The organism is Acinetobacter sp. MF4640 (assembly GCF_002018895.1).
GTDB lineage: Bacteria > Pseudomonadota > Gammaproteobacteria > Pseudomonadales > Moraxellaceae > Acinetobacter > Acinetobacter johnsonii.
Genome location: NZ_MVOM01000059.1, coordinates 1 through 20,566, shown reverse-complemented (window position 1 = coordinate 20,566; position 20,566 = coordinate 1). Strand labels below are relative to the sequence as shown.

Annotated in this window: 27 protein-coding genes, 1 rRNA gene and 1 pseudogene; 11 read left to right on the top strand and 18 right to left on the bottom strand. The window is 42.6% G+C overall.

Annotated elements, in window-relative coordinates; all coding sequences use genetic code 11:
- The first annotated feature begins 78 nt into the window (after positions 1-78).
- Positions 79-193, top strand: a 5S ribosomal RNA gene (gene rrf, locus MF4640_RS16045).
- Positions 194-821: 628 nt separating this feature from the next.
- Here the strand turns inward: rrf and MF4640_RS16040 are convergent.
- The 3 genes from MF4640_RS16040 to MF4640_RS16030 form a co-directional block, all read right to left on the bottom strand.
- On the bottom strand, positions 822-2,198 hold the full coding sequence (locus MF4640_RS16040) for a dihydrolipoyl dehydrogenase (RefSeq protein WP_171263908.1): 1,377 nt from the start codon (positions 2,196-2,198) through the stop codon (positions 822-824).
- 208 nt (positions 2,199-2,406) lie between these two features.
- On the bottom strand, positions 2,407-2,832 hold the full coding sequence (locus MF4640_RS16035; RefSeq protein WP_078390228.1) for a beta-lactamase hydrolase domain-containing protein: 426 nt from the start codon (positions 2,830-2,832) through the stop codon (positions 2,407-2,409).
- Positions 2,825-3,160: a TIGR01244 family sulfur transferase gene (locus MF4640_RS16030; protein WP_005401736.1), complete on the bottom strand. Its 336-nt coding sequence runs from the start codon at positions 3,158-3,160 to the stop codon at positions 2,825-2,827. The genes MF4640_RS16035 and MF4640_RS16030 overlap by 8 nt, the downstream gene beginning before the upstream one ends.
- Before the next feature lie 124 nt (positions 3,161-3,284).
- Between MF4640_RS16030 and MF4640_RS16025 the strand changes: the two genes are divergently transcribed.
- Genes MF4640_RS16025 through MF4640_RS16015 form a run of 3 tightly spaced genes read left to right on the top strand, consistent with a single transcriptional unit; the run spans position 3,285 to position 5,053 of the window.
- On the top strand, positions 3,285-4,181 hold the full coding sequence (locus MF4640_RS16025; protein ID WP_004983429.1) for an alpha/beta hydrolase: 897 nt from the start codon (positions 3,285-3,287) through the stop codon (positions 4,179-4,181).
- Positions 4,182-4,613 carry a thioredoxin TrxC gene (gene trxC / locus MF4640_RS16020; protein WP_078390227.1) on the top strand — a complete coding sequence of 144 codons (432 nt, stop codon included), beginning with the start codon at positions 4,182-4,184 and terminating at the stop codon, positions 4,611-4,613.
- 17 nt (positions 4,614-4,630) lie between these two features.
- Positions 4,631-5,053, top strand: coding sequence for an acyl-CoA thioesterase (locus MF4640_RS16015; protein ID WP_004697616.1), 423 nt, complete (start codon positions 4,631-4,633; stop codon positions 5,051-5,053).
- A gap of 72 nt (positions 5,054-5,125) precedes the next feature.
- Here the strand turns inward: MF4640_RS16015 and MF4640_RS16010 are convergent, their stop codons facing one another.
- The 3 genes from MF4640_RS16010 to MF4640_RS16000 form a co-directional block, all read right to left on the bottom strand.
- Positions 5,126-5,623 (bottom strand): ester cyclase, encoded by a 498-nt coding sequence (locus MF4640_RS16010; protein ID WP_005401735.1) that lies wholly within the window; start codon positions 5,621-5,623, stop codon positions 5,126-5,128.
- 137 nt (positions 5,624-5,760) lie between these two features.
- Positions 5,761-6,261, bottom strand: coding sequence for a DUF4442 domain-containing protein (locus MF4640_RS16005; protein ID WP_005401734.1), 501 nt, complete (start codon positions 6,259-6,261; stop codon positions 5,761-5,763).
- A gap of 28 nt (positions 6,262-6,289) precedes the next feature.
- Positions 6,290-6,778, bottom strand: coding sequence for a YajQ family cyclic di-GMP-binding protein (locus MF4640_RS16000; RefSeq protein WP_004697619.1), 489 nt, complete (start codon positions 6,776-6,778; stop codon positions 6,290-6,292).
- 91 nt (positions 6,779-6,869) lie between these two features.
- On the opposite strand from MF4640_RS16000, the gene MF4640_RS15995 reads away from it, so the two are divergent.
- Complete coding sequence (locus tag MF4640_RS15995) at positions 6,870-7,184, top strand: rhodanese-like domain-containing protein (protein WP_004697620.1); 315 nt, start codon at positions 6,870-6,872, stop codon at positions 7,182-7,184.
- A gap of 101 nt (positions 7,185-7,285) precedes the next feature.
- Here MF4640_RS15995 and mnmC read toward each other — a convergent pair whose 3' ends face one another.
- Genes mnmC through MF4640_RS15975 form a run of 4 tightly spaced genes read right to left on the bottom strand, consistent with a single transcriptional unit; the run spans position 7,286 to position 10,684 of the window.
- Positions 7,286-9,199, bottom strand: a complete 1,914-nt coding sequence (gene mnmC / locus MF4640_RS15990) for an FAD-dependent 5-carboxymethylaminomethyl-2-thiouridine(34) oxidoreductase MnmC (RefSeq protein ID WP_413772700.1) — start codon at positions 9,197-9,199, stop codon at positions 7,286-7,288.
- Between the two features lie 30 nt (positions 9,200-9,229).
- Positions 9,230-9,733, bottom strand: a complete 504-nt coding sequence (locus MF4640_RS15985) for a hypothetical protein (RefSeq protein WP_078390225.1) — start codon at positions 9,731-9,733, stop codon at positions 9,230-9,232.
- Positions 9,734-9,737: 4 nt separating this feature from the next.
- Positions 9,738-10,040: a YciI family protein gene (locus MF4640_RS15980; protein ID WP_004697623.1), complete on the bottom strand. Its 303-nt coding sequence runs from the start codon at positions 10,038-10,040 to the stop codon at positions 9,738-9,740.
- A gap of 29 nt (positions 10,041-10,069) precedes the next feature.
- Positions 10,070-10,684 (bottom strand): septation protein IspZ, encoded by a 615-nt coding sequence (locus MF4640_RS15975; RefSeq protein ID WP_078390224.1) that lies wholly within the window; start codon positions 10,682-10,684, stop codon positions 10,070-10,072.
- A 44-nt stretch (positions 10,685-10,728) separates the two neighbouring features.
- Between MF4640_RS15975 and MF4640_RS15970 the strand changes: the two genes are divergently transcribed.
- On the top strand, positions 10,729-11,580 hold the full coding sequence (locus MF4640_RS15970; protein ID WP_078390223.1) for a PHP domain-containing protein: 852 nt from the start codon (positions 10,729-10,731) through the stop codon (positions 11,578-11,580).
- A gap of 67 nt (positions 11,581-11,647) precedes the next feature.
- Here the strand turns inward: MF4640_RS15970 and MF4640_RS15965 are convergent, their stop codons facing one another.
- The gene (locus tag MF4640_RS15965; protein ID WP_004983451.1) at positions 11,648-12,559 is read right to left on the bottom strand and encodes a bestrophin family protein; all 912 of its coding nucleotides are present in this window, start codon (positions 12,557-12,559) and stop codon (positions 11,648-11,650) included.
- A gap of 75 nt (positions 12,560-12,634) precedes the next feature.
- Positions 12,635-13,327: a RadC family protein gene (gene radC / locus MF4640_RS15960; protein ID WP_078390222.1), complete on the bottom strand. Its 693-nt coding sequence runs from the start codon at positions 13,325-13,327 to the stop codon at positions 12,635-12,637.
- Between the two features lie 111 nt (positions 13,328-13,438).
- Here radC and coaBC point away from each other — a divergent pair, with 111 nt between their 5' ends.
- Both coaBC and MF4640_RS15950 read left to right on the top strand, forming a co-directional pair.
- Positions 13,439-14,713 carry a bifunctional phosphopantothenoylcysteine decarboxylase/phosphopantothenate--cysteine ligase CoaBC gene (gene coaBC, locus MF4640_RS15955; protein WP_078390221.1) on the top strand — a complete coding sequence of 425 codons (1,275 nt, stop codon included), beginning with the start codon at positions 13,439-13,441 and terminating at the stop codon, positions 14,711-14,713.
- Positions 14,714-14,789: 76 nt separating this feature from the next.
- On the top strand, positions 14,790-15,179 hold the full coding sequence (locus MF4640_RS15950) for a cytochrome b562 (RefSeq protein ID WP_078390220.1): 390 nt from the start codon (positions 14,790-14,792) through the stop codon (positions 15,177-15,179).
- A 60-nt stretch (positions 15,180-15,239) separates the two neighbouring features.
- On the opposite strand, the gene secB is transcribed toward MF4640_RS15950, so the two are convergent.
- The 4 genes from secB to rsgA form a co-directional block, all read right to left on the bottom strand.
- Positions 15,240-15,689 carry a protein-export chaperone SecB gene (gene secB, locus MF4640_RS15945; RefSeq protein ID WP_004697631.1) on the bottom strand — a complete coding sequence of 150 codons (450 nt, stop codon included), beginning with the start codon at positions 15,687-15,689 and terminating at the stop codon, positions 15,240-15,242.
- Between the two features lie 27 nt (positions 15,690-15,716).
- A complete protein-coding gene (gene grxC / locus MF4640_RS15940; protein WP_004697632.1) occupies positions 15,717-15,971 on the bottom strand; it encodes a glutaredoxin 3 in 255 nt (84 codons plus the stop codon).
- 19 nt (positions 15,972-15,990) lie between these two features.
- Positions 15,991-16,398: a rhodanese-like domain-containing protein gene (locus MF4640_RS15935; RefSeq protein ID WP_004697633.1), complete on the bottom strand. Its 408-nt coding sequence runs from the start codon at positions 16,396-16,398 to the stop codon at positions 15,991-15,993.
- A 97-nt stretch (positions 16,399-16,495) separates the two neighbouring features.
- On the bottom strand, positions 16,496-17,554 hold the full coding sequence (gene rsgA / locus MF4640_RS15930; protein WP_004983468.1) for a ribosome small subunit-dependent GTPase A: 1,059 nt from the start codon (positions 17,552-17,554) through the stop codon (positions 16,496-16,498).
- Between the two features lie 124 nt (positions 17,555-17,678).
- Between rsgA and orn the strand changes: the two genes are divergently transcribed.
- From orn to MF4640_RS15915, 3 genes are all read left to right on the top strand, one after another.
- Complete coding sequence (gene orn / locus MF4640_RS15925; RefSeq protein ID WP_004697635.1) at positions 17,679-18,233, top strand: oligoribonuclease; 555 nt, start codon at positions 17,679-17,681, stop codon at positions 18,231-18,233.
- A 158-nt stretch (positions 18,234-18,391) separates the two neighbouring features.
- On the top strand, positions 18,392-19,126 hold the full coding sequence (locus MF4640_RS15920; RefSeq protein WP_078390219.1) for a Bax inhibitor-1/YccA family membrane protein: 735 nt from the start codon (positions 18,392-18,394) through the stop codon (positions 19,124-19,126).
- Positions 19,127-19,270: 144 nt separating this feature from the next.
- Positions 19,271-20,074 carry an enoyl-ACP reductase gene (locus MF4640_RS15915; RefSeq protein ID WP_004697637.1) on the top strand — a complete coding sequence of 268 codons (804 nt, stop codon included), beginning with the start codon at positions 19,271-19,273 and terminating at the stop codon, positions 20,072-20,074.
- A gap of 92 nt (positions 20,075-20,166) precedes the next feature.
- On the opposite strand, the gene MF4640_RS15910 is transcribed toward MF4640_RS15915, so the two are convergent.
- Together MF4640_RS15910 and MF4640_RS19120 are read right to left on the bottom strand one after the other, a co-directional pair.
- The gene (locus tag MF4640_RS15910; protein WP_078390218.1) at positions 20,167-20,430 is read right to left on the bottom strand and encodes a hypothetical protein; all 264 of its coding nucleotides are present in this window, start codon (positions 20,428-20,430) and stop codon (positions 20,167-20,169) included.
- A 17-nt stretch (positions 20,431-20,447) separates the two neighbouring features.
- Positions 20,448-20,566, bottom strand: a pseudogene (locus MF4640_RS19120) (IS30 family transposase); the annotation flags it as partial.

Genomic DNA, 20,566 nt, shown 5'->3' with positions numbered 1-20,566 from the left:
CTGTTAATAACTCATTTGATGAAAGTTAGGCATACACAATGTGTAAATAAGACCCAACGAATAGTCATAAACAGTTGTGCTGGCGACAATAGCAAGAGTGAACCACCTGATCCCTTCCCGAACTCAGAAGTGAAACCTCTTAGCGCTGATGGTAGTGTGGAGTTATCCATGTGAGAGTAAGTCATCGCCAGCTCATTAATTCTAAATCCCCCTAACTTAATAGTTAGGGGGATTTTTTTATGCTGAAATACTAGGGAAGAATAAGAAGACGCGGCTAAAACATAGCCTTTAAAATTTAATAGGGAAAAATAAGAAGAAGTAAACAGATGAAAAGAGCCGAAAATAAGCTATCTATAAGGGTCTAAATGCTAAAAAGCCAGTATTTGCTGGCTTTTATGTCTTATTTACAAGAGATTATAGAGCATCTTTTAAGTTTTCTTGATGTGCTTTAACTTGTTTTGTTGGCATGCTTTCTATAATCTTAATAAATTTATTCTCTAAACAAAAGCAAGAATATGATGGAATTATTTGCCAAGTAAACAATTATTTGAAGGGAATAGCTATTGCTGAAGCGAAAATGGATCGGGAATTACTGACTTATGTATTACAACACATGGTTTATTACGGGTATTAATATGTTTTAGATTCGTTAAGTTACGCACTAAAATAAGAACTTTACCGAAAATCTATTAAGCGTGTGTCTTGTAATTAAATCAACGCATGCAGCGAATAGTTTATAGCTTGCTACACAGCGTTGATGAAATCGTTTAATTGCACACAGAAAACCTTATTAAAAGAATATGAATCATGAATTTCGCAGCTTAGGTATTAAGCTGCCGGCGTGCATGTTTTAATGCCGTTCTTAAACCTTCTTCAAGGGTCGGGTGATAAAACGGTTTTTCTAAAATTTCATCGACGGTCAGTTGTTCTGCAATCATCCATGCCAGTAAATGGGCCAAATGTTCAGTAGACTCTGTGAGTAATTCAGCACCAATTAGTTTTCGGCTGGTGTTATCCACATAGACCTCAATGGCTCCATGGTTCTTACCCAGAACCAATGCACGTCCTTGTTTAGCATAAGATACTTCGCCGATTACAAAATCGATAGGTGCACTTTGTAGTTGCTTAAAGTTTTGTCCAACCATTGCCATTTCTGGGCTACTAAAAACGATGCCTAAGGGCGTTAGGGTCTTACATGATTCTATAGTGGGAAAGTTCAATGCATTTTTGACTGAGACCTTACCTTCGTGAGCGGCTTCATGTTGTAATGGAGTTTCGGTATGTGCATCGCCAATGATAAAAATCGGATAGTCGGCGAGTTGTTTGGTCTCAGGATCAACAGGTAAATGTTTTAAGTCTGTGAATGAGGTGTCGATATTTTTGAGTTGAAGGGTATTTAAAAGGCTGCTTCGTCCAGTAGCGACCAGTAAATAATCGATGTTAAGTGTTTTAGGCTGACCATTTTCAGTAAAACTAAGTTCGACTTGATCGTTTGTATAATTTACTTCTGTAGGTAAAACCTCAAATTTGATCTCAAGTTCAGCGCTAATTTCTGTTTGTGCCAACTGCTGCAATTTAGGACTGGTCAGAACGCCGACTTTACGACTACGTGCAAAGACTGTGGTATTGACGCCAAGTCGTTGCATGGCTTGCGCAAGTTCAATCGCGATGACGCCGCTCCCAATCACCGCTAAAGATTTGGGTAAAGCATTGAGTTCAAAGATTTGATCGGAGGTGATGAGTCGATCACCAAGTTCATCCTTCCATGCTGGGTCAAAGCTAGGGGTGGAGCCTACAGCTAAAATAAAGCTTTTGGCTTGGTAATGTTGCCCATTAACTTCGACTGTTTTTGAATCGAGAAAGCGAGCACGGCCCTGAATTTTATGGGACTCAGGCCAGCTCTCTACGGTTTTAAGGGTACTATGAGTAAAGCGATCACGGAGTTTTTGTACGTGTTGCATGACCTGACTGCGGTCTATTTTTGACTCTACTTGCAATCCCACACGATCCGCATGTTGAATATCATGCATGCGATTTGCTGTAGAAATTAGCACTTTTGACGGCATGCAGCCGACACGTGCACAGGTGGTGTCCCATGACCCATCATTAATGATTAATAGATTTTGTGTGGACTTCACGGCTTGTTGGTAGGCTGCGATACCCGCAGTTCCAGCCCCAATAATAATCAGATCATACATAAGCAAACGTTTATCTAAGCGAGACATACTCTATAGTTAACATATTCAGGGCTGTAGATGATTATATTTTGTAAAAAACGGCACTAGATGCCGTCTTTACTTTCATTTGACTTATAAGCCAGTACCAACGCTTACCCCAACGGTAGGACGTACATTCATTGAACTACATGCTGTCATTAAGGTACAGCAGAGTAAAAGCAGCAACAGTTTATTCATGGAGTAATCCTCGTTGTTTTGCCTGATTGAACAGCAGACTAGAGCGAGCACCACTCTTACAGACCATTAAAATAGGCTTGGGCAATTCATTATAATATTTAGCAAATTCGACCACGTCTGTTTCAGAAATTTTACTGCTGGTAACCGGTTGGTAAATTACGCTGACTTTGGACTGTTCCGCAATATTACGTAGTTGATCAACGCGAACGGTATTACCTTGTTCTTGATCTGGTCGGTTGACAATGACCGACTTAAAACCTTGTTTTATCAACTGTTGAAACTTGTCTTGGGTCATTTCCCCTGAAACGCTGAGCTGTGGGCTGAGTGCTTGACTCAGGTTGTTCGTTGTCGCCCATAATGCACTGCTCGTTAAAATTAGAGCAGTGCAGATAACACTTTTAAACAACCGTTTAGTCATCTAACAGGTCCATTTGCTTCGCTAGTTGGTATAAGTTGTTTGAGCGATTGCCTGTACGGCAGAACATTAAAACAGGTTTTGGTAGCTCATTGAAATGATTAGCAAAAGTGCGTACATCCATTTCTGTGATTTGCCCTGCAACCACAGGTTGATAGACATAATCGAGGCCTGCAACACGTGCTGCTTCTTCAATTTGAGCGCTGGTTGGTTGTTCTGGGCCACCTTCCATATCTGGACGGTTATTGATCACAGATTTAAACCCTTTTTCAACCACTTGAACCAAATGTTCTGGGCCAATTTGACCTGCAAAGCCTACATTTTCGCTCATGCTGTCACTCCAAAATTAAACTAATCGAGATATGCTTTATGATAGCATTAAGCTGAAAGTTCAGCCTATGCTGTTGAAATATTTATAAGCGATTACAACCATAAAATAACGCAATGGAGCAGGTATGCACGCCTATACCGTTGAACCGCTATATGTCAAAAGTGGCCAAGAGGTCATTGCTGCGGATTTCTATCGTCCGAAAACCGAAGAAAAGCCAGCAGTGATTTTGATGGCCCATGGTTTGGCTGGGCTTCGCCAATTCAAACTGATCCAATTTGCACAACGTTTTGCACAAGCGGGTTATGCAGTCGTGTTATTTGACTACCGTTATTGGGGCGGTAGTACCGGACGTCCACGAGAACTGGTCTCGATTAAGAAGCAGCTTGAAGATTGGCGGACCATGATTAACCACCTCAAAGAACGTAAGTCGATCGATAGTCGACGGATCGTGTTGTGGGGGACGGCGCTCAGTGGTGGTTATGTGCTCGATATAGCGGCAGAGTTCAAAAATGTACAGGCCGTGATGGCGCAAGTGCCTTTTGTGGATGGGGCAGCCAGTGCTAAGTTATATCCTTTGCAACAGTTCCCCAAAGCCTTAAAACTATCCAGCCAAGATTATATGGGTGGAAAAGTGGGGATGTCCCCGACCACTTTACCTGTGGTTGATCCACGAGAGTTATGTTTTTTACCGACGCAAGATGCCTATTTGGGGTATCGTTCGATTATTAATCCTGATTATTATTGGAGTGGGGAGATACCTGCCCGACTCTTTTTTAATTTAATTCGTTATCGTCCGATTCAAAATGTCAGACAAATTAATATTCCTGTACTTTTCATTGCCGCCAAGCATGATAGTTTAATTCCGATTGAATCCAGTCGTGAAGCCGCGACCAATATTGCCCCTTTTGTTCAATATCATGAATGGGAGATGCAGCATTTTGATATTTATCATGCCAGTTGGTTTGAAAAAGCCATTTCGACCCAATTAGAATTCTTACATCAACATATTGGAGTCAACTAAATGATTATCGTCTGTCCTACTTGTTTAGCCAAAAATCGTGTGCCTGAAGAGAAATTGAGTGCTAATCCGAGCTGTGGCCAATGCCACGCAGCGCTGTTACCTGCGGCACCGATTGAATTGAATGAGCAGAATTTTAGCCAGTTCATTAGCCATAGTGATTTGCCTGTATTTATTGATTTATGGGCCGAGTGGTGTGGTCCATGTAAAATGATGGCTCCGCACTTTGCTGAAGTGGCCAAGCAAAATTCGCAGGTTATTTTTGCCAAAATTAATACCGAAGAGTCTCCGCGATTGAGCAGTGCATTTAACGTACGCAGCATTCCGACCCTAGTTTTAATGAATAAAACCACGGAAATTGCTAGAATAAGCGGTGCGCTTCGTGCGCCACAATTGCAACAATGGTTAGATCAACAGTTGCAAGCCCAGTCATAACGCAAATTGGAGTCAACGTGTCAGAGATTCATGTGAAACCAGAAGGAATGTTGTCTCTTCAGACAATTGCAATGCCAGCCGATACCAACTGGAGTGGAGATGTTTTTGGTGGTTGGATTGTGTCACAAATGGATTTGGCGGGTGCAATTCACGCAGAACGTTTTAGTAAGGGACGCTGTGCAACGATTTCAATTAATCAGATGACGTTCTTAGTTCCAGTGAAAGTTGGCGATGTCATCAGTTGTTATACCAAACTGTTAAAAGTGGGCAATACGTCTATTCAGATGGAAATTGAAGTGTGGGATAGCCATGACAGTTCACGTCCACCTGTACGTGTGACTGAAGGTGTATTTACCTTTGTTGCGGTTGATGTCAAAGGCAATAAACGTCAGATTCCAGCGGATGTTAAAGAAAAGTTTCTTGCGAGCCAATCCAACTAAGGTTTGATTCAGTCTGCAAAAAGCCAGTGTAATCACTGGCTTTTTTATTGTTATTCCATACAGTCCGATGGATTAAAACATACTATTGCGGTTGGCGGACTCCGCGGGAATGCTTTGTATCACATCCCAATGTTCTACAATTTTGCCTTGTTCGACGCGGAAAATATCGACAACGGCCTCACCACGATCTTGTGCATTTTGAGTGGAATGTACATGCAGCACCACCAAATCACCTTCGGCTACGACACGCTTGATGGTGTTTTTTGCATCTGGATGTTCTTTAAAGTACTGGGTGAAGTAGTTTACAAAAGGCGCTTTGCCGTCTGCAACATAGGGATTATGTTGAATGTATTGTATACCAATATAGCGGTCAGAATAGGTTTGAACCTGATGTTTGCTAAAAACCCCTTCATAAAAGTCCACTACAATTTTTTTATTTTGTTCGGTCAGGGCAGAGGTCGAAGGGTGATTCGGCGTTGTTGAAACCAATGTATTGGCGGGATTGTGCTGTTGGCAGGCCATCAGCCCTAAAGAAAATAAGGCAGTCGTTAAAATTAGTCTTTTTTTCATCAAGTCAGCTCAAATATTCATATTATGTAGCATGATTTTGAGCCGAGTCGAAACAAAGATATAGTAAGTTTTAGTCGCAGCTTTAGCGTATTGTTGTAAATTTTATACTTACCAAACAGTAAGTTATATTTACATTTTTACTTTTTTAATGATGCTTTGTCGAGCCATGCCCATAACATTTCACATTGAACAGGTGCTTCACCCGATTCATCTATCACTGTCACAGAAACTAAAGTTTCACCCTTGGCGGTGGTTTGCATCAGTTGCTGTTGTTCTGGTGTTAAGGTGGCTGTGGCTGTCATGGCACCTTTACTCGGACGTTTAAAGTCAACGTGCATGCTTTTAATCAGAACGATGCAATGATCAGGCACATTCATCCCTGTTACAAAACCTGTCGCCGTTTCAGCAATTAAGGCCATGGCACAGGCATGCAATTGACCAATATGGTTTTGCATGGCACGGTGATTTTCGATTTTGACCACGACTTCGCTGTGACTGACTTGTAAATAACGAATATTGGCACTGCCGACCATGGGAACTATGCGACCAAAAGCTTGACTCCATAATCGCGTACGCAACGCTTTCGGCAAGCGTGACGTGGTTTTTACAAGTTTTGATAAGCGATTGGCCTTTGGCATAGTTACCTCAAATGATCAAACAAGAGTATTAGTCTTTAAAGTTATTGAATTGTAAAGGCAGACCAAATTGTTGTTCTTTTAAAAAGGTCATTACTTGCTGTAATGTATCGCGCTTTTTATCAGTCACACGAATTTTGTCGCCTTGAATTGAAGATTGCACTTTAATGCCGCTTTCTTTAATGGCCTTGTTAATTTTTTTTGCGGTATCTGAGTCAAGTCCGTCTTTTAATTTCACCACTTGAAGTACATTTTTACCTGAAGCAGTCATTTTTTGTGGATCAAGCGCTTGAATATCGACTTTACGCTTAAAGAAATGATTCTCTAACATGGTGTACACTTGTTCACACTGGAAATCACTTTCAGTTGAGATTTTGATTTCTTTGTTTTTTTCATTGAGTTCAATTGAAACGTCCTGACCACGGAAGTCGAAACGGGTTGCGATTTCCTTTTGGGTGTTCTGAACGGCATGATTTACTTCAAAAATTTCTAATTCTGAAACAATATCAAAAGATGGCATGGATTAAACCTTTACAAATGGAAAGAATATCTGAGATGCTAGGGATGTTTTCTTCATTTGCCAAGTGTTGTTTACATCAAAGGAGTGCGCAATGATCCGTAAACAAGAAATTACAACATTTGAGTTCCCAGAGGATGCGATCATCTGGGATGTACGCGATTCAAGTGCTTATGCTGAAGCACACGTGAAAGGGGCGATTAATCAGCCAATCACAGAACTTTCAGCACAGAGCCTTACTCAAGTGTCGACGGATCAACCGATTTACATTTTATGTGGTGGCGGTAGTAAAGCGCCACGTGCTGCAGAGTTACTCGAAGGTTTTGACAGTGAGCGTGAGTATGTGATTTTAATGGGGGGTACCCGTGCTGCTCGTGATGCTGGTTTAGCCTTAGAACAAAGTAATTAAGCAGAAGCAAAAAAAGCGCCGTAAGGCGCTTTTTTAATGTCTTAGAAATTTACATTTCTCTATTTATAGCGCCATACGCTGTACTTGAGTCATAAGCAGAACTAAGACTGCGCTTTAAAATAAGGCTTTTTAGCTTTGAGCTTTTTCTGGAATCGGGTCGGACTGAGCTTTTGTAGCAATGACTCAGGAACAGGGCAGGCCTCTTTTAGTATCTGTGCCGCTAAAATTTCACTACATAAAGGGGCAAACAAAAAGCCTTTAGAACCCAAGCCAGCAAAGCTATAAATTTCAGTCTGTTCAGACATTTTTCCAAGGACTGGAAAATAGTCCAAACTTTGCGCGCGAACGGATGCACGGCCTTGCCAAGTCCTCACATCTGGAAGCGATTGTGCATAATGTGGAAAGACACTGTGGATAAGCTCGTAGTTACGCACATGGTCTTCAAGCAAAACATCGCTGTCGTCCCGATTGGGATGGAAGGATGCACCTAAAATGAACTGTTGAGCATCAAGCTGCATACAGTAGCCGCCATAGCTATAGGCTTGATCGAGGGCCAAAGGTTGTGCAGTATTCTCCACCCAACTGACTTGTCCGCGAATGGGCTTCAGCACAGGATATTGCTCAAAGAAAGCAGCCGTCTGGCGTGCACAACACACAATGACATGATCAAACTGACCTAAAGATTGGGCTTGTTCATTGAAAAGTTCATTGTGCTCTGGGTGGATTTGAGTAATGTTGGCTTGTACGAACTGAATGAGCGGATGCGCTAAGATTTGATCTTTGAGTTGATGTGGTGAGACAGCGCCGGCTTCGGTTAAATTTAGACTGGGATATTCAGTGATTAACGCAGAATCAGCAGCGGTTTCGGCTGTCAGAAGACCCGCAGGGTATTGTTGTTCGAGATCGAGTAAGTCTTCGGCTTTTTTCAGCGCCAGTTGATGTACTTGAATGGGGCGAAAAGCCTGAAACTTGGGATAGTGCTGTAAAGCATGTTGCCAAGCCAAAGTCATTAAATGTTCATGACTTTGTTCAATCGGACAAAGTTTGGGGTTGAGTAAGGCCAGCGGATTGCCTGAACCTCCTGCAAGTGGCTCAGATTGGTCGTAGAGCGTGACTTGGTGTCCGCGCTCAGCAAAGGCCCATGCACTAGTTAAACCTGCAATCCCTGCGCCAATGATAGCAATTTGGCGTTGTTTAAAAGCGTGTGGTACTTGATCAGGTTGATTTTGATTTAATACTGATTTGGTATCTACAGCGTCTGATGTATTTTCAGGCTCAGCAGCTAACCAGATGGCTTTGAGCATTTCGCGTTTATGCTTATAGCCACGCGGACGTGAAATAGAAATACCATGCTGTGTTAAACCACGTTTGAGCACGCCTGCGACACTAAATGAAGAAAATGTCGTTCCAATACCAGATAAGCGAACGATGTGATTCAGCACTTGCTCTTCCCATATGTCTGGGTTACAGGCAGGCGCGAAACCATCGAGGAACCATGCATTAACACTACTGGTTTTTGCCATACTGGGGAAAACATCTTGAGCATCGCCTAACCAAAGGTCAAGGCTAAAACCTTCCTCAGGGAAGCTCAGGCGATGACAACCTGCAATCGGATGCGGATACTGTGCGATCAGTTGATCGGCGATCGGTTTGAGTTCAGGCCAGACATTGAGTGCGCGTATTAGATCCGTTTTAGACAGCGGAAATTTCTCAACTGAAATGGCATGAAGGTGGCTGTGGTTATTTGGGCGAACCTGTTGCCAAAGTTGCCAAAGCGCCAAGATGTTGAGCCCTGTGCCAAAGCCTGTTTCACCAACACTAAAATATTCAAAGGGCTGAAGATTGGACAGACGCTCAGGTAAATCATTGCCATTTAAAAACACATGGCGAGTTTCGAGTAGGCCATTGTCTTTGGAAAAATAGACATCGCCAAATTGTTTTGAGACTGGCACATCTATGCCATCAATCTGTTGCCACTCTAAATCGGCAGTTTGAATTGCACGCGACACAACCACAGCACCCTATTGTTTTCAATAGGGCTTAGCTTACCACTGACGACGACGTTTGGTATAAACGTAACTGGCAATTAAGAAGCCCAGTAATACGCCAACAGCGATGGTCGCCGCGCCGTAGAGAAACATTTGCGCACTGCGTTCGCTTTGTAAGACTTGAACTTGTACACCGAGGCTATCATTTTTGAGTTGTAGCTCTTGGTTTTGCGCCAAAGCATCAAGATTGGCTTTTTCCAATTGTGCAAGACGTGAAGCTTGGTCTTTGACCAGTGCTTTGACTTTGGCATCTTGCAATGCTTTGTTTTTGGCAAGTTGTTCAGCGGTGAGAGGTTTGGCTTCTTGTGGTTGACCTGTTGGGCTAACTGTGGCCACCGCAGGAATGATTTTCGGCTGAGTTGTACTGCCTTGCACTTGAACAGGTGCGGCAGTCGTTGCTGGTACAGCAGGGGCTACACTCGGGGCAGGAGCGGTTTCAACGGCCCACGCCATAGAAGAAAGAAGAGATAAGCCCAATAAGCTTGTGACAACAACGCGCATGACCTTATCCTTGAGGGAATGCTTTATTAAATGGTTTAACATCAATCTGACGATAAACCCCTGCTTTTAAGAATGGCTCTTCCTGTAACCAGACATCGAGTGCTTCACGTGAGTCAAAATCAACAATGATTGTACTGCCGTAAAAGCCTGCTTGCGGATTGCTTGGATCTTTCGGCATCGCTCCTGCAACAATTAAACGACCTTCATCATTGAGCTTTTGTAAACGAGCAAGATGTTCTGGACGTGTAGCAAGACGTTTTTCGACTGTACCTTCTTGATCGGTACATGTGACGACGAATAGCGGCATAAGAGTTCTCGATGTATGTTCTGGCTAAATTACTCTTCAGAAGATTTAAAGTATTTACGCAATACAATAAACTGAATAATGATAAAGGAAAACATCACGATCATGTCACCAAAAGCCGTGAATTCTCCCCAATATTTTCCGTCCATAAATAAAAATGCGAAAAATACGTGTAAAAAAGACATGAGGGCAAACATAGCAGCCCATGCAAAGTTTAAATTTATCCAACCCGAGTCGGATAAATTGAAGATTGGGCCGAACAAGCGTTTGATCAGCGGTTTACGTTCTTTGCCAAAATAAGGAGAAAGTAAGAAAGCGCCTGAGAAAATAATATTCAGTAAGGCCGCTTTGAGTTTGATGTAAAAGTCATCCGACAGCATTAAGGTGACACCGCCGAAAATAACCGTCATAAACAACACAATCCACTGTTGTTTGTCTAAACGGAACTTTTGCATGAAGAACAGTGCGCCGTAAACCACCAGCATCGAAATGATCAAACCTGTGGTCGCTACAAGAATATTATTATTATCGACACCCCCAGCAGAACCAATCAATTGGAGCAATGGGTGATCAGTATTTTTAGGATCTACAGTTTTATATAAATAAAAGAAAATTATCAGCGGCACAAAGTCTAAAAGTGCTTTCATGTTAGAGTATCTAAATCTGTTCAAATAAATAGCTAGTATAAGTGATGGAAGGCGTAGATTTACATACTCACAGCAATATTTCTGATGGTACTTTCACACCGAAGCAATTGGTTGATGCTGCAGCGGGAAAAGGCATCCACACCTTGGCTTTGACAGACCATGACACCATGGATGGTCTCGCGTTGGCAGAGTTGGCTGCAAAGTCGCATGCGATGCGTATTATTTCGGGTGTAGAAATTTCGAGCCAGTGGTCGAGACCCTCAACCCAGAAAAACTATGGTGTGCATGTGGTTGCATTGAATATGCAAGACTTAGAACCACTGCAAAAATGCCTTGAACAGCAAAAACAAATCCGTGCGCGACGTGCTAAGCAAATCTGTGATTTGTTGATTCCATTGATTGGTGAAGATATTTATCTCGATGTTTTAGCGAAAGTTGAACAGATGCCTGACCGTGTGACTCGAACCCATATTGCCAAGACCTTGGTTGAAAAAAAGTATGTGAGTCGTGCGCAACAAGCGTTTGATAAATATATTAAGGAAGGCAAGAAAGCCTACGTGAAATTTGATGGGCTGGGCTTAGAAGAAACCATTCAAGTGATTCATGCCAGTGGTGGTTTTGCAGTCTTGGCGCATCCGACACGGTATGATTTATCTGCTACGAACATTCGTTATCTGATTGAAATATTTGCGCAGTTTGGTGGAGATGCAGTTGAATTACCGCCCAATGTCGAACCGACATCTACCCGTCAAATGGTGGATCGGATGATTGCCGAGCATGGTTTAAAAGTATCGGTCGGGAGTGACTTTCATGGCGACAATATGCCGTGGATTAAGTTGGGCAATATTCCCAGAGTCAAAGACGGACAAGTGGGGATTTGGGAAAGTTTTGTTTAAAGAGTACTGGTCATTCCCACCTTCTCCAAGAGCTATCTAGCCTAAGAGAAGGTAAGGGTGCGCTCGATTAGAGTAAGTTATTGTCTTGTGCTTGAATGGGTGGAGGGGTCGGTTTACCTAAAGTCCCAAGCAGTTCAATTTCGATGGTACGTACCATCGAGTCCAGCGGCAAGTCATTACTTTGTGTTCCGAAAGGTTCTTCAATTTCCGAACTCAAAGCATCGAGTCCTAAGAAAGTATAGGCCAACACACCAACCAATAGCGGGGTGAAAATACCCAAGGTTGAGCCTAAGCTAAACGGTAAAATGAGACAGAAAAAATACACCGTACGATTGAGTAATACCGAGTAGGCAAAAGGTAGCGGCGTTGTCGCAATACGGTCACAACCAGTTTGTACCACACTCAAGTCAGCAACATGCTGATTCAGCTGTGCATACACAATGTCGCTAATTTCACCTTCTTTTAATGCCTGCATTAATTCCCACTGAATCAAACTGAGCGTGTACTGCGGGGCATTGGCTTGTTGATACAGCTGAGTCAGTGCATTTTGACTTAAGCCACTAGTTTCTACCAGTTCTGTTGGATTGGCTGTTTGATGGCGTAAACGGTCGCGTAAGACATTGGCAAAGACAATTACATGTTGAATCACACGTTCACGACGACCTTGGGTCAAGATACGACAGTCACGGTCAAAGTGACGCGAGTTGGCAATTAAAATGCCCCATAACTTCCGCGCTTCCCACCAACGGTCATAGCAGGCACTATTTTTAAAGCCGAGGAAAATAGAAAGTACCACCCCAATGAGGGTGAAGCCGACCAAAGGCAGTTCAGGGAAGTGGAAATAGCCGACATAGGACAAAATGCCAATAATGGCAGAGACCAACATGACCACACCCAAAGGAGGTAAAACTTTGGGAAGAATGGTGCCACGCCATGAAAAAAGCACCTTAAAAATACTGGGCTGATCACGCACAATCATGTGATTAGAATTCTTTTAAAATTTTGCTTGATCTTCATATTTGTCGCGGTATTTGTCAATCATTTGTCTGCATATTTAAACGGATTGGATCAGGCTGTGTTCAGCAAAAGAAAAAGCACCTTCGGGCGATAAAATGAAATGATCAATCAGTTGAATGTCCACGAGTTGACTGGCTTGAAGAATGCGTTCGGTCAGTTCGATGTCCGCCGTGGAGGGTTGAGCTTTTCCAAGCGGATGGTTATGGGCAATCACGACAAAGGTAGCATGTTGAGCAATACAATAACGGAGCAATTGGTTGATCGATATTTCACAAGAATTGACTGCACCAAAGAACAACTTTTTAAAGTTTATTTTTCTTAAATGTGCATCCAAGCAGAGCACCGCAAAGACTTCTTGGTTCTCGCCTGAAAATTCATACTGTAAAAACTTGAGCAATTGAGCTGAATGATTGAGTTCCAACTTTTGTTGCTTGAGTTCCTGGCTACTGTAGCGTCGCCCCAATTCTTTGACGGCCATTAATTGTGAATACTTGGTCGGACCAATGCCGTGAAATTGGCTGAGCTCGGGCAGTTCAGCATCAAAAACCGCATTCAGACTACCAAAATGTTGCAACAAAAGACGTGCCAATTCGACCGCAGAATGTTGCGTTGAACCCGAACGGATGAAAATAGCAAGCAGTTCTGCATCGGAGAGGCTGGCAGGCCCTTGTTGTAATAAGCGTTCACGTGGCCGCTCTTGTTCAGGCCATTTTTTTATGGATAAGTGCATTATTTTATACTTTTTTATTCTTAATCTGAGAAACAGGGCCCAATCGATGATTGGGTACGAGACTATTTAATGCTATTGTGAGCGCCACTGCAACAGAAAGGTAGCCTGTTCGTGAGCTTTGATCTCAGTGTAATTCCAAATAAAAATATCCTTTTAGCTGTTACGGGCGGTATTGCAGCCTATAAAAGTGCCATTTTGGTTCGCCGTTTAAAAGATGCGGGTTTTCAAGTCCGTGTGGTGATGACCGAAGGTGCACAGGCTTTTATTACGCCGCTAACTTTTCAAGCTTTGTCGGGCAACCCCGTCCATACAGAACTTCTCGACCCTGAAGCCGAAGCGGGCATGGGGCATATTGAGCTGGCACGCTGGGCAGACCTGCTTTTGGTTGCGCCTGCCAGTTGCAACACCATTGCAAAGTTTGCTGCGGGTTTAGCCGATGACCTGCTTTCTACTTTATATTTAGCCACCAAAGCCCCTGTATGGGTCGCACCAGCCATGAACCAACAAATGTGGGCAGCAAAAGCGACACAGCGTAATTTAGCGACTTTGGTGGAAGATGGTGTGCATGTGATCATGCCAGATGCAGGTGCACAAGCTTGTGGTGATGTCGGGTTAGGCCGTATGCCTGAGCCTGAGGATTTGGCACATCAAGTGACAGAATACTTCCATAAAGCGCAGCGTGCCATGGCTGAAAAATTTGGGATGTTGGCGGGTAAAAAAGTCACCATTACTGCTGGGCCAACGCGTGAAGCGATTGATCCTGTACGTTATATTTCCAACCACAGTACTGGAAAAATGGGCTTTGCCATTGCTGCCGCCTGTTATGCGGCAGGAGCCAAAGTGACTTTAATTGCAGGTCCCGTCAGCTTAGACACACCAAACGGTGTACGCCGAATCAATGTTTCGTCGGCTATGAAAATGCTGGATACCAGCATGCAAATGTTGGATGAAGGCTGTGATGTGTTTATCGCGACCGCTGCTGTTGCGGACTATCGTGTTGCAGAAGTCGCAGAGCATAAGATTAAGAAAGCAGGGGACGAGCTCAATGTTTCTTTAATCAAAAACCCTGATATTGTGGCGACCATTGCACAGCAAGATAAACGCCCATTCATGGTGGGTTTTGCAGCAGAAACACGTAATGTCGAGGAATATGCCGCAGGTAAATTGGTGGCGAAAAAGCTCGATATGATTGCCTGTAATGATGTGTCACGTCCTGATATTGGTTTTGCTTCTGATGAAAATGCGATGACAGTCTTTTTTGCAGAAAGTTATAAAATGGAAAAGCGCGATTTGGAAAAAGCGTCGAAACAAGAAATTGCTTTACAGTTGGTTGAAGCGATTCATGATGCTTTACATCGAGACCCTGAAAGTGATGATGATTTTTAATTTACATCGGTCTTAATTTTTGCGATATTCAATGCAGCCTTAGGCTGCATTTTTTTGCAAACTCATAGGAATAAGAATGAAAACATTATTAAAGGTTGTGCTGTTGAGCAGTGGTTTATGTTTGGCAGGACTTGCACAAGCGTCGGAAGTGCTAGAAGGTGCGATGAAATCTTTGGCGAAGAACTCAAAAGCTTTTGCTCAAGCCAAGACCGCCACAGAGGCGAATACCGCATTAACTGAAATGCAAAAAGCCGCGGCAACTGCCAAACAAAACAAGCCTGACACTTTGGTGAAACAACCAAAAGACAGTGTTAAAGTGAAACAATATGAACAAAAGTTTGATGCATTAACCCAAGAAATTGAACATGCTCAACATTTGGTACATGCTGGGAAACTTGCGGAAGCCAAACAAAGTTCAGCCAAGTTTGAGGCCATTAAGCAGCAAGGTCATAAAGCATTTAAATAATTCAGTACAATAAAAAAGACCGCAAAAGCGGTCTTTTTTATGTATGAAGAGCTTAAAGTTTTAAGCTTGACCTTCAACAGCAGCTGCTTGAGCACGCTGCATATTTGCTTCGAACTCAGCATCAAAGTTAATTGGTGTAAGTAACAATTGCGGGAAGCTGCCTTTAGTCACCATATCATTCACCGCTTCACGAAGGAATGGGAACAAGATGTTCGGGCAATATGCACCTAAGATGTACGGAAGACGTTCTTCTTCAACACCATCTACAAGGAAAATACCCGCTTGAGTAACATCGACAATAAATGCCGTGTCGCCTGCATTGTTTGCTTGTACAACCACTTTAAGTGAAACTTCGTAGTGAGTTGGATCAACTTTTTCAGCAGAAGATGACAAGTTGATGTTCAACTCTGGTTGCCACTCTTTGGTAAAAACTTGCGCCCCAGGGACTTCAAAAGAAATATCTTTTGTGTAAATACGTTCTAAAGCAAGTTGTGGTTGAGCTTCACTCATTTTCTAATCCTTAATATGCTGAGCTAATTATGCCAATAGTTGGTCGAGTTTGCCTTCACGCTCTAAAGCATAAAGTTGATCAAAGCCACCAATAAATTGGTCATCAATAAAAATTTGTGGAACCGTACGGTGATTGGTGCGTTGCATCAATTCAATGCGGACTTCTGGCGCTTCTTTAGATAAATTAATTTCTTTATATTCGACGCCTTTACGCTCAAGGAGCTGCTTTGCGCGAACGCAATATGGACATACAGTCGTTGAGTAAATAGTGACTTGAGCCATGAGTTTCTCCTTGTGCAAATTATTTAGCTTTAACCAGTGGTAAGCCTTGAGCCTTCCAGTTGCTAATCCCGCCATCTAAACGATAGCTGTCAGTATGTGCAACTTGTTGTAAAGCAGTACCTGCCACTTGGCCTAAATTACAGATGAAGACGAGTGGACGATCTGCAGCTTTTAACTCTTCAGCATGTTTTGTAATTTGGCTGTAGGGAATGTTGCGACTTCCACTGATATGACCTTCACGGAAATCTTTGGCATCACGTAAGTCAATCAACATGGCATTTTTAGCTTTCACTAAAATGCCTAAAGATTGTGGTGAAATTTTGCGACCATTGCGTTGTCCTTCAAGTACGAAAAACAAAACAACCAATACCGCAAGTGTTCCAAATAAGAAGGGGTGATTCCCCATAAACTCGAACCAACGTTCCACAAGTCACCTAAATTACAATTCAAAAATTGCTAGAGAGTATAGCTTATAAAATATGGTGATCAAAATCACCGCTTCAAGGGCTAAGGTTGAATAAAAATTAATTTTTTTGCTGAGCTTCAGCAATTTCATCAATCAGACGTAAATAGCTGTCTAAACGGCGCGTTAAAATTTCACCATTTGCCGCAGCTAAGCGTAAAGCACATTGTTTTTCATGTTTATGGGTGCAGTTACGGAACTGACAGTAGCCCAACAAGTTTTCAATTTCAGGAAAGCCGCGTTGTACTTTGTCCGCATCTAAGTGCCATAAACCAAACTCACGAATTCCCGGTGAGTCAATCAGCGAGGCGCCTTCGCCAAAGCCAATCAAACGGGTAGAGGTCGTGGTGTGCTGTCCTAAGGCTGAGTTTTCAGAAATCACATTGGTTTTTTGTGCAGCGTCAGGCACTATGGCATTAATTAAAGTGCTTTTACCAACACCAGACTGGCCAACAAAAGCCACAGTTTCATTTTTTAAACGCTGAGTCAGTGCGGTTAAATCACCATCGGCTTGTGTTTGCATCACTTCATAGCCTAAGGCTTGATATTCTGCAATCAACGCTAAAATCGGATCATTGTCTTTGAGCAAATCGGTTTTGTTCAGCACCAAAAGTGCTGGAATGTTGGCATCGGCACAGGCCACCAAATAACGGTCAATCAGACCTGGTGCAGGCTCAGGCAGTGGCGCAAACACAATCACAATCAGACTGATATTAGCCGCGACAGGTTTCACTTTATGGTAACGGTCTGGACGAGTCAGTAGCGACTGACGTGGCTGTATGGCATTGATGATCCCGAGCCCTGTATTTGGGTCAGCTTGCCATTTGACACGATCACCTGTGACCAGTAGTTCAAGGTTGGTGCGTGTATGACAGCGCCAAATACTGCCGAGTTCAATCGGTTTCCAAAACGGTTCAGGTTCACCTGCTTGTACCGTTGGTTTGATGGGATGTGGATCTGGAGTCGTAAGGGCTTGCACTTCAAGCTGACGGCCGTAGTGTTGTACCACCAAGCCTTCTAAATCATTTGAAGTGTCGATATCTTCTTGACGTGTTTGCTGTTGTTTCTGAATGCGACGTTGTTGCTGTTCAGTTAAACGACGTTTACGAATTAAAGCCATTCATATCCTAAAAAACCATGAATTCAAGATGGCAAAAATAGCACGAAGCAGGGTATCAGTTACAGCATCGAAGCAATTAATTTGCTACTATCATCGTTTTTAAGCCGAATAAGATTGCACATTTATGAGCAGCACCGCTGATACGCGTTTGATTTGGATTGACCTTGAAATGACAGGTCTCGATACTGATAATGACCAAATTATTGAAGTTGCTACAATTGTGACGGATGATAACTTAAATATTTTAGCTGAAGGGCCTGTGCTTGCTGTTCATCAGCCAGACCGTGTGCTAAATGCAATGGATGAGTGGAACACTCGCCAACATGGTCAATCAGGCTTAATTGAACGTGTACGTCGCAGTAAATTGACTGCGCAAGATGCGGAGCAGCAAACTTTAGAATTTCTAAAGAAATGGGTCAATCCAAAAAGCTCACCAATGTGTGGCAATTCAATTTGCCAAGACCGCCGTTTTTTACACCGTTTAATGCCTGAAATGGAACAATATTTCCATTATCGTAATCTAGATGTGTCTTCGGTAAAAGAGTTGGCTAAACGCTGGCGTCCAGAAATTATGAGTGGTTTGAAAAAGAATGCTTCACACTTAGCGATGGATGACATTCGTGATTCGATTGCGGAACTGAAGTATTATCGTGAATACTTTTTTATTATGAATAAATAAGTAGTAAAGAAAGAGGCGCTAGCCTCTTTTTTATTGAAATCGAATAGAATAGAGCTGAGGGTATTTGTGTAGAAAAAAGAAACACTTTTTTGCTATACAAGTTTAAAACACGCTTTATGATAAAGTAAATTAATTAAATTATAACAAAGAGTTGAGTTATGCAAAGTAATAACCCTATTTTGAACCGCGTGGAAACACATGCGGACTATAGTCAACCGATGACTGTTCAAGGTGCTATTCAGAAGTCTGTATTGCTTACAGTGATTGCGGCTGTGGTCGGTATGGCACTGTTTTTATACTGTTTCATGACCCTAAATATTTCGCTGGCATATGCTGCAACCTTAGTTGGTGCGATTGGTGGTCTGATTTTAGGCCTGATTGCAACTTTTAAACCAAATACCGCACGTACCCTTGCCATTCCATATGCCTTGTTTGAAGGTGCTTTTTTAGGTGGGGTGTCGGTTATTTTCCAATTGAAATATCCGGGTGTGCCTTTACAAGCGCTCTTGGCAACTTTTGTCACGACTTTAGTAATGTTTGGTTTGTATCGTTTTCAAATTATTCGTGCCACTGAAAAATTCAAATCTGTAGTAATGTCGGCATCGATTGCCATCGCGATTGTGTTTGTGGTGCAGATGGTTATGCGTTTGGCTTTTGGTTCAAGCATTCCATTTTTATTTGAAAATAACTTATTAGGTCTAGGTTTTGCCGCTTTTATTGCAGTGATTGCATCACTGAATTTAATTCTAGATTTTGATTTGATTGAAAGTGCTGCGGCACAACACGCTCCTAAAGCGATGGAGTGGCTGTGTGGTATTGCACTACTAGCGACTCTGGTGTGGATGTACTATTCATTCCTGCGTCTACTCAGCATGCTGCGTGGTGACGACTAAGTTCCACGGTTTTAACAAATACGCCCCTTCATCGGGGCGTATTTGTTATTGAATGTTGATGAATTGAAAAAAGGCGCATTATGCAATTTCGGTTTCAACTTAAACTTGGCATTATGCAGATAAATTATTTTGAGTGAGAGTCACATGGCACAAGGACTATTGGCTGGAAAGCGTTTTTTAGTAGCAGGTATTGCAAGTAAATTATCAATCGCATTTGGTATTGCTCAAGCACTTCACCGTGAAGGCGCGGAACTTGCGTTTACCTATCCAAATGAAAAACTGAAAAAACGTGTAGATGAATTTGCAGCACAATTTGGCTCAACGATTGTTCTACCATGTGATGTGGCTGTCGATGCTGAAATTGAACAAACTTTTGTTGAATTGGCAAAACATTGGGATGGTTTAGACGGTGTGGTGCATTCGATTGGTTTTGCGCCTGCGCATACATTGGATGGTGACTTTACCGATGTAACTGATCGTGATGGTTTTAAAGTGGCACATGACATCAGTGCATATAGCTTTATTGCTATGGCGCGTGCTGCGAAGCCATTACTTTTAGTTCGTCAAGGGTGCTTGTTGACCTTGACTTACCAAGGTTCTGAGCGTGTGATGCCAAACTACAACGTGATGGGTATGGCGAAGGCATCATTAGAAGCGGGTGTACGTTATTTGGCTTCAAGCTTAGGTGCAGAAGGGATTCGTGTGAATGCGATTTCAGCAGGCCCAATCCGTACTTTGGCGGCATCTGGTATTAAATCGTTCCGCAAAATGTTAGACGTAAACGAAAAAATTTCACCACTTAAACGTAATGTGACCATTGAAGATGTGGGTAATGCTGCATTATTCCTTTGCTCACCTTGGGCAAATGGTATTACGGGTGAAATCATGTATGTCGATGCAGGTTTCAATACTGTGGGGATGAGCCCAGACTTGATGCTTGATGACTAATTAGATTGATTCAAATTATTTGATAAAGCCGCTTTGATAGCGGCTTTGTTTTGACGTGAAATTTGACAAATGATAAGGGTACTTTATCTGTTTTAATTTTCTGGAACACTTAGATCAAGTTCACCTTCACGATAAAGTTGCCATTGCTCCCATGCCTCAGGAGCATAAAGATCATAGTAGCCACGGCTCTTCAATAGAGCAGGCATAGCTGACAACGGAGTCATAATAACTGTGGCATTATCTCGGATTCGTAATATTTCTTCTTTTGAAAGTGGCCTTTTAGCAATTTCTTCTGCCCTGACAAGCAATGTCACCAGCGCAGGAATAAAGACTTCTACCATTTTTTCCTCAGCCATTTAAAACCCCGGCGAATTCAAACATGAGGTGCGACAGTTTCAAAAGCCTTATGATAATCAACAAGCTGAGCAAATTTCTCTAATGGTGTAAGCCAATCTAACGCCTTTCTAGGACGAGTATTCAGTGACATGGCAA

Bases quoted from the DNA above. Each gene is read 5' to 3' on its own strand.
- MF4640_RS16040 (WP_171263908.1), bottom strand. From the start codon at position 2,198: ATGTATGATCTGATTATTATTGGGGCTGGAACTGCGGGTATCGCAGCC.
- MF4640_RS16035 (WP_078390228.1), bottom strand. From the start codon at position 2,832: ATGACTAAACGGTTGTTTAAAAGTGTTATCTGCACTGCTCTAATTTTA.
- MF4640_RS16030 (WP_005401736.1), bottom strand. From the start codon at position 3,160: ATGAGCGAAAATGTAGGCTTTGCAGGTCAAATTGGCCCAGAACATTTG.
- MF4640_RS16025 (WP_004983429.1), top strand. From the start codon at position 3,285: ATGCACGCCTATACCGTTGAACCGCTATATGTCAAAAGTGGCCAAGAG.
- trxC (WP_078390227.1), top strand. From the start codon at position 4,182: ATGATTATCGTCTGTCCTACTTGTTTAGCCAAAAATCGTGTGCCTGAA.
- MF4640_RS16010 (WP_005401735.1), bottom strand. From the start codon at position 5,623: ATGAAAAAAAGACTAATTTTAACGACTGCCTTATTTTCTTTAGGGCTG.
- MF4640_RS16005 (WP_005401734.1), bottom strand. From the start codon at position 6,261: ATGCCAAAGGCCAATCGCTTATCAAAACTTGTAAAAACCACGTCACGC.
- MF4640_RS16000 (WP_004697619.1), bottom strand. From the start codon at position 6,778: ATGCCATCTTTTGATATTGTTTCAGAATTAGAAATTTTTGAAGTAAAT.
- MF4640_RS15995 (WP_004697620.1), top strand. From the start codon at position 6,870: ATGATCCGTAAACAAGAAATTACAACATTTGAGTTCCCAGAGGATGCG.
- MF4640_RS15985 (WP_078390225.1), bottom strand. From the start codon at position 9,733: ATGCGCGTTGTTGTCACAAGCTTATTGGGCTTATCTCTTCTTTCTTCT.
- MF4640_RS15980 (WP_004697623.1), bottom strand. From the start codon at position 10,040: ATGCCGCTATTCGTCGTCACATGTACCGATCAAGAAGGTACAGTCGAA.
- MF4640_RS15975 (WP_078390224.1), bottom strand. From the start codon at position 10,684: ATGAAAGCACTTTTAGACTTTGTGCCGCTGATAATTTTCTTTTATTTA.
- MF4640_RS15970 (WP_078390223.1), top strand. From the start codon at position 10,729: ATGGAAGGCGTAGATTTACATACTCACAGCAATATTTCTGATGGTACT.
- MF4640_RS15965 (WP_004983451.1), bottom strand. From the start codon at position 12,559: ATGATTGTGCGTGATCAGCCCAGTATTTTTAAGGTGCTTTTTTCATGG.
- radC (WP_078390222.1), bottom strand. From the start codon at position 13,327: ATGCACTTATCCATAAAAAAATGGCCTGAACAAGAGCGGCCACGTGAA.
- MF4640_RS15950 (WP_078390220.1), top strand. From the start codon at position 14,790: ATGAAAACATTATTAAAGGTTGTGCTGTTGAGCAGTGGTTTATGTTTG.
- secB (WP_004697631.1), bottom strand. From the start codon at position 15,689: ATGAGTGAAGCTCAACCACAACTTGCTTTAGAACGTATTTACACAAAA.
- grxC (WP_004697632.1), bottom strand. From the start codon at position 15,971: ATGGCTCAAGTCACTATTTACTCAACGACTGTATGTCCATATTGCGTT.
- rsgA (WP_004983468.1), bottom strand. From the start codon at position 17,554: ATGGCTTTAATTCGTAAACGTCGTTTAACTGAACAGCAACAACGTCGC.
- orn (WP_004697635.1), top strand. From the start codon at position 17,679: ATGAGCAGCACCGCTGATACGCGTTTGATTTGGATTGACCTTGAAATG.
- MF4640_RS15920 (WP_078390219.1), top strand. From the start codon at position 18,392: ATGCAAAGTAATAACCCTATTTTGAACCGCGTGGAAACACATGCGGAC.
- MF4640_RS15915 (WP_004697637.1), top strand. From the start codon at position 19,271: ATGGCACAAGGACTATTGGCTGGAAAGCGTTTTTTAGTAGCAGGTATT.
- MF4640_RS15910 (WP_078390218.1), bottom strand. From the start codon at position 20,430: ATGGCTGAGGAAAAAATGGTAGAAGTCTTTATTCCTGCGCTGGTGACA.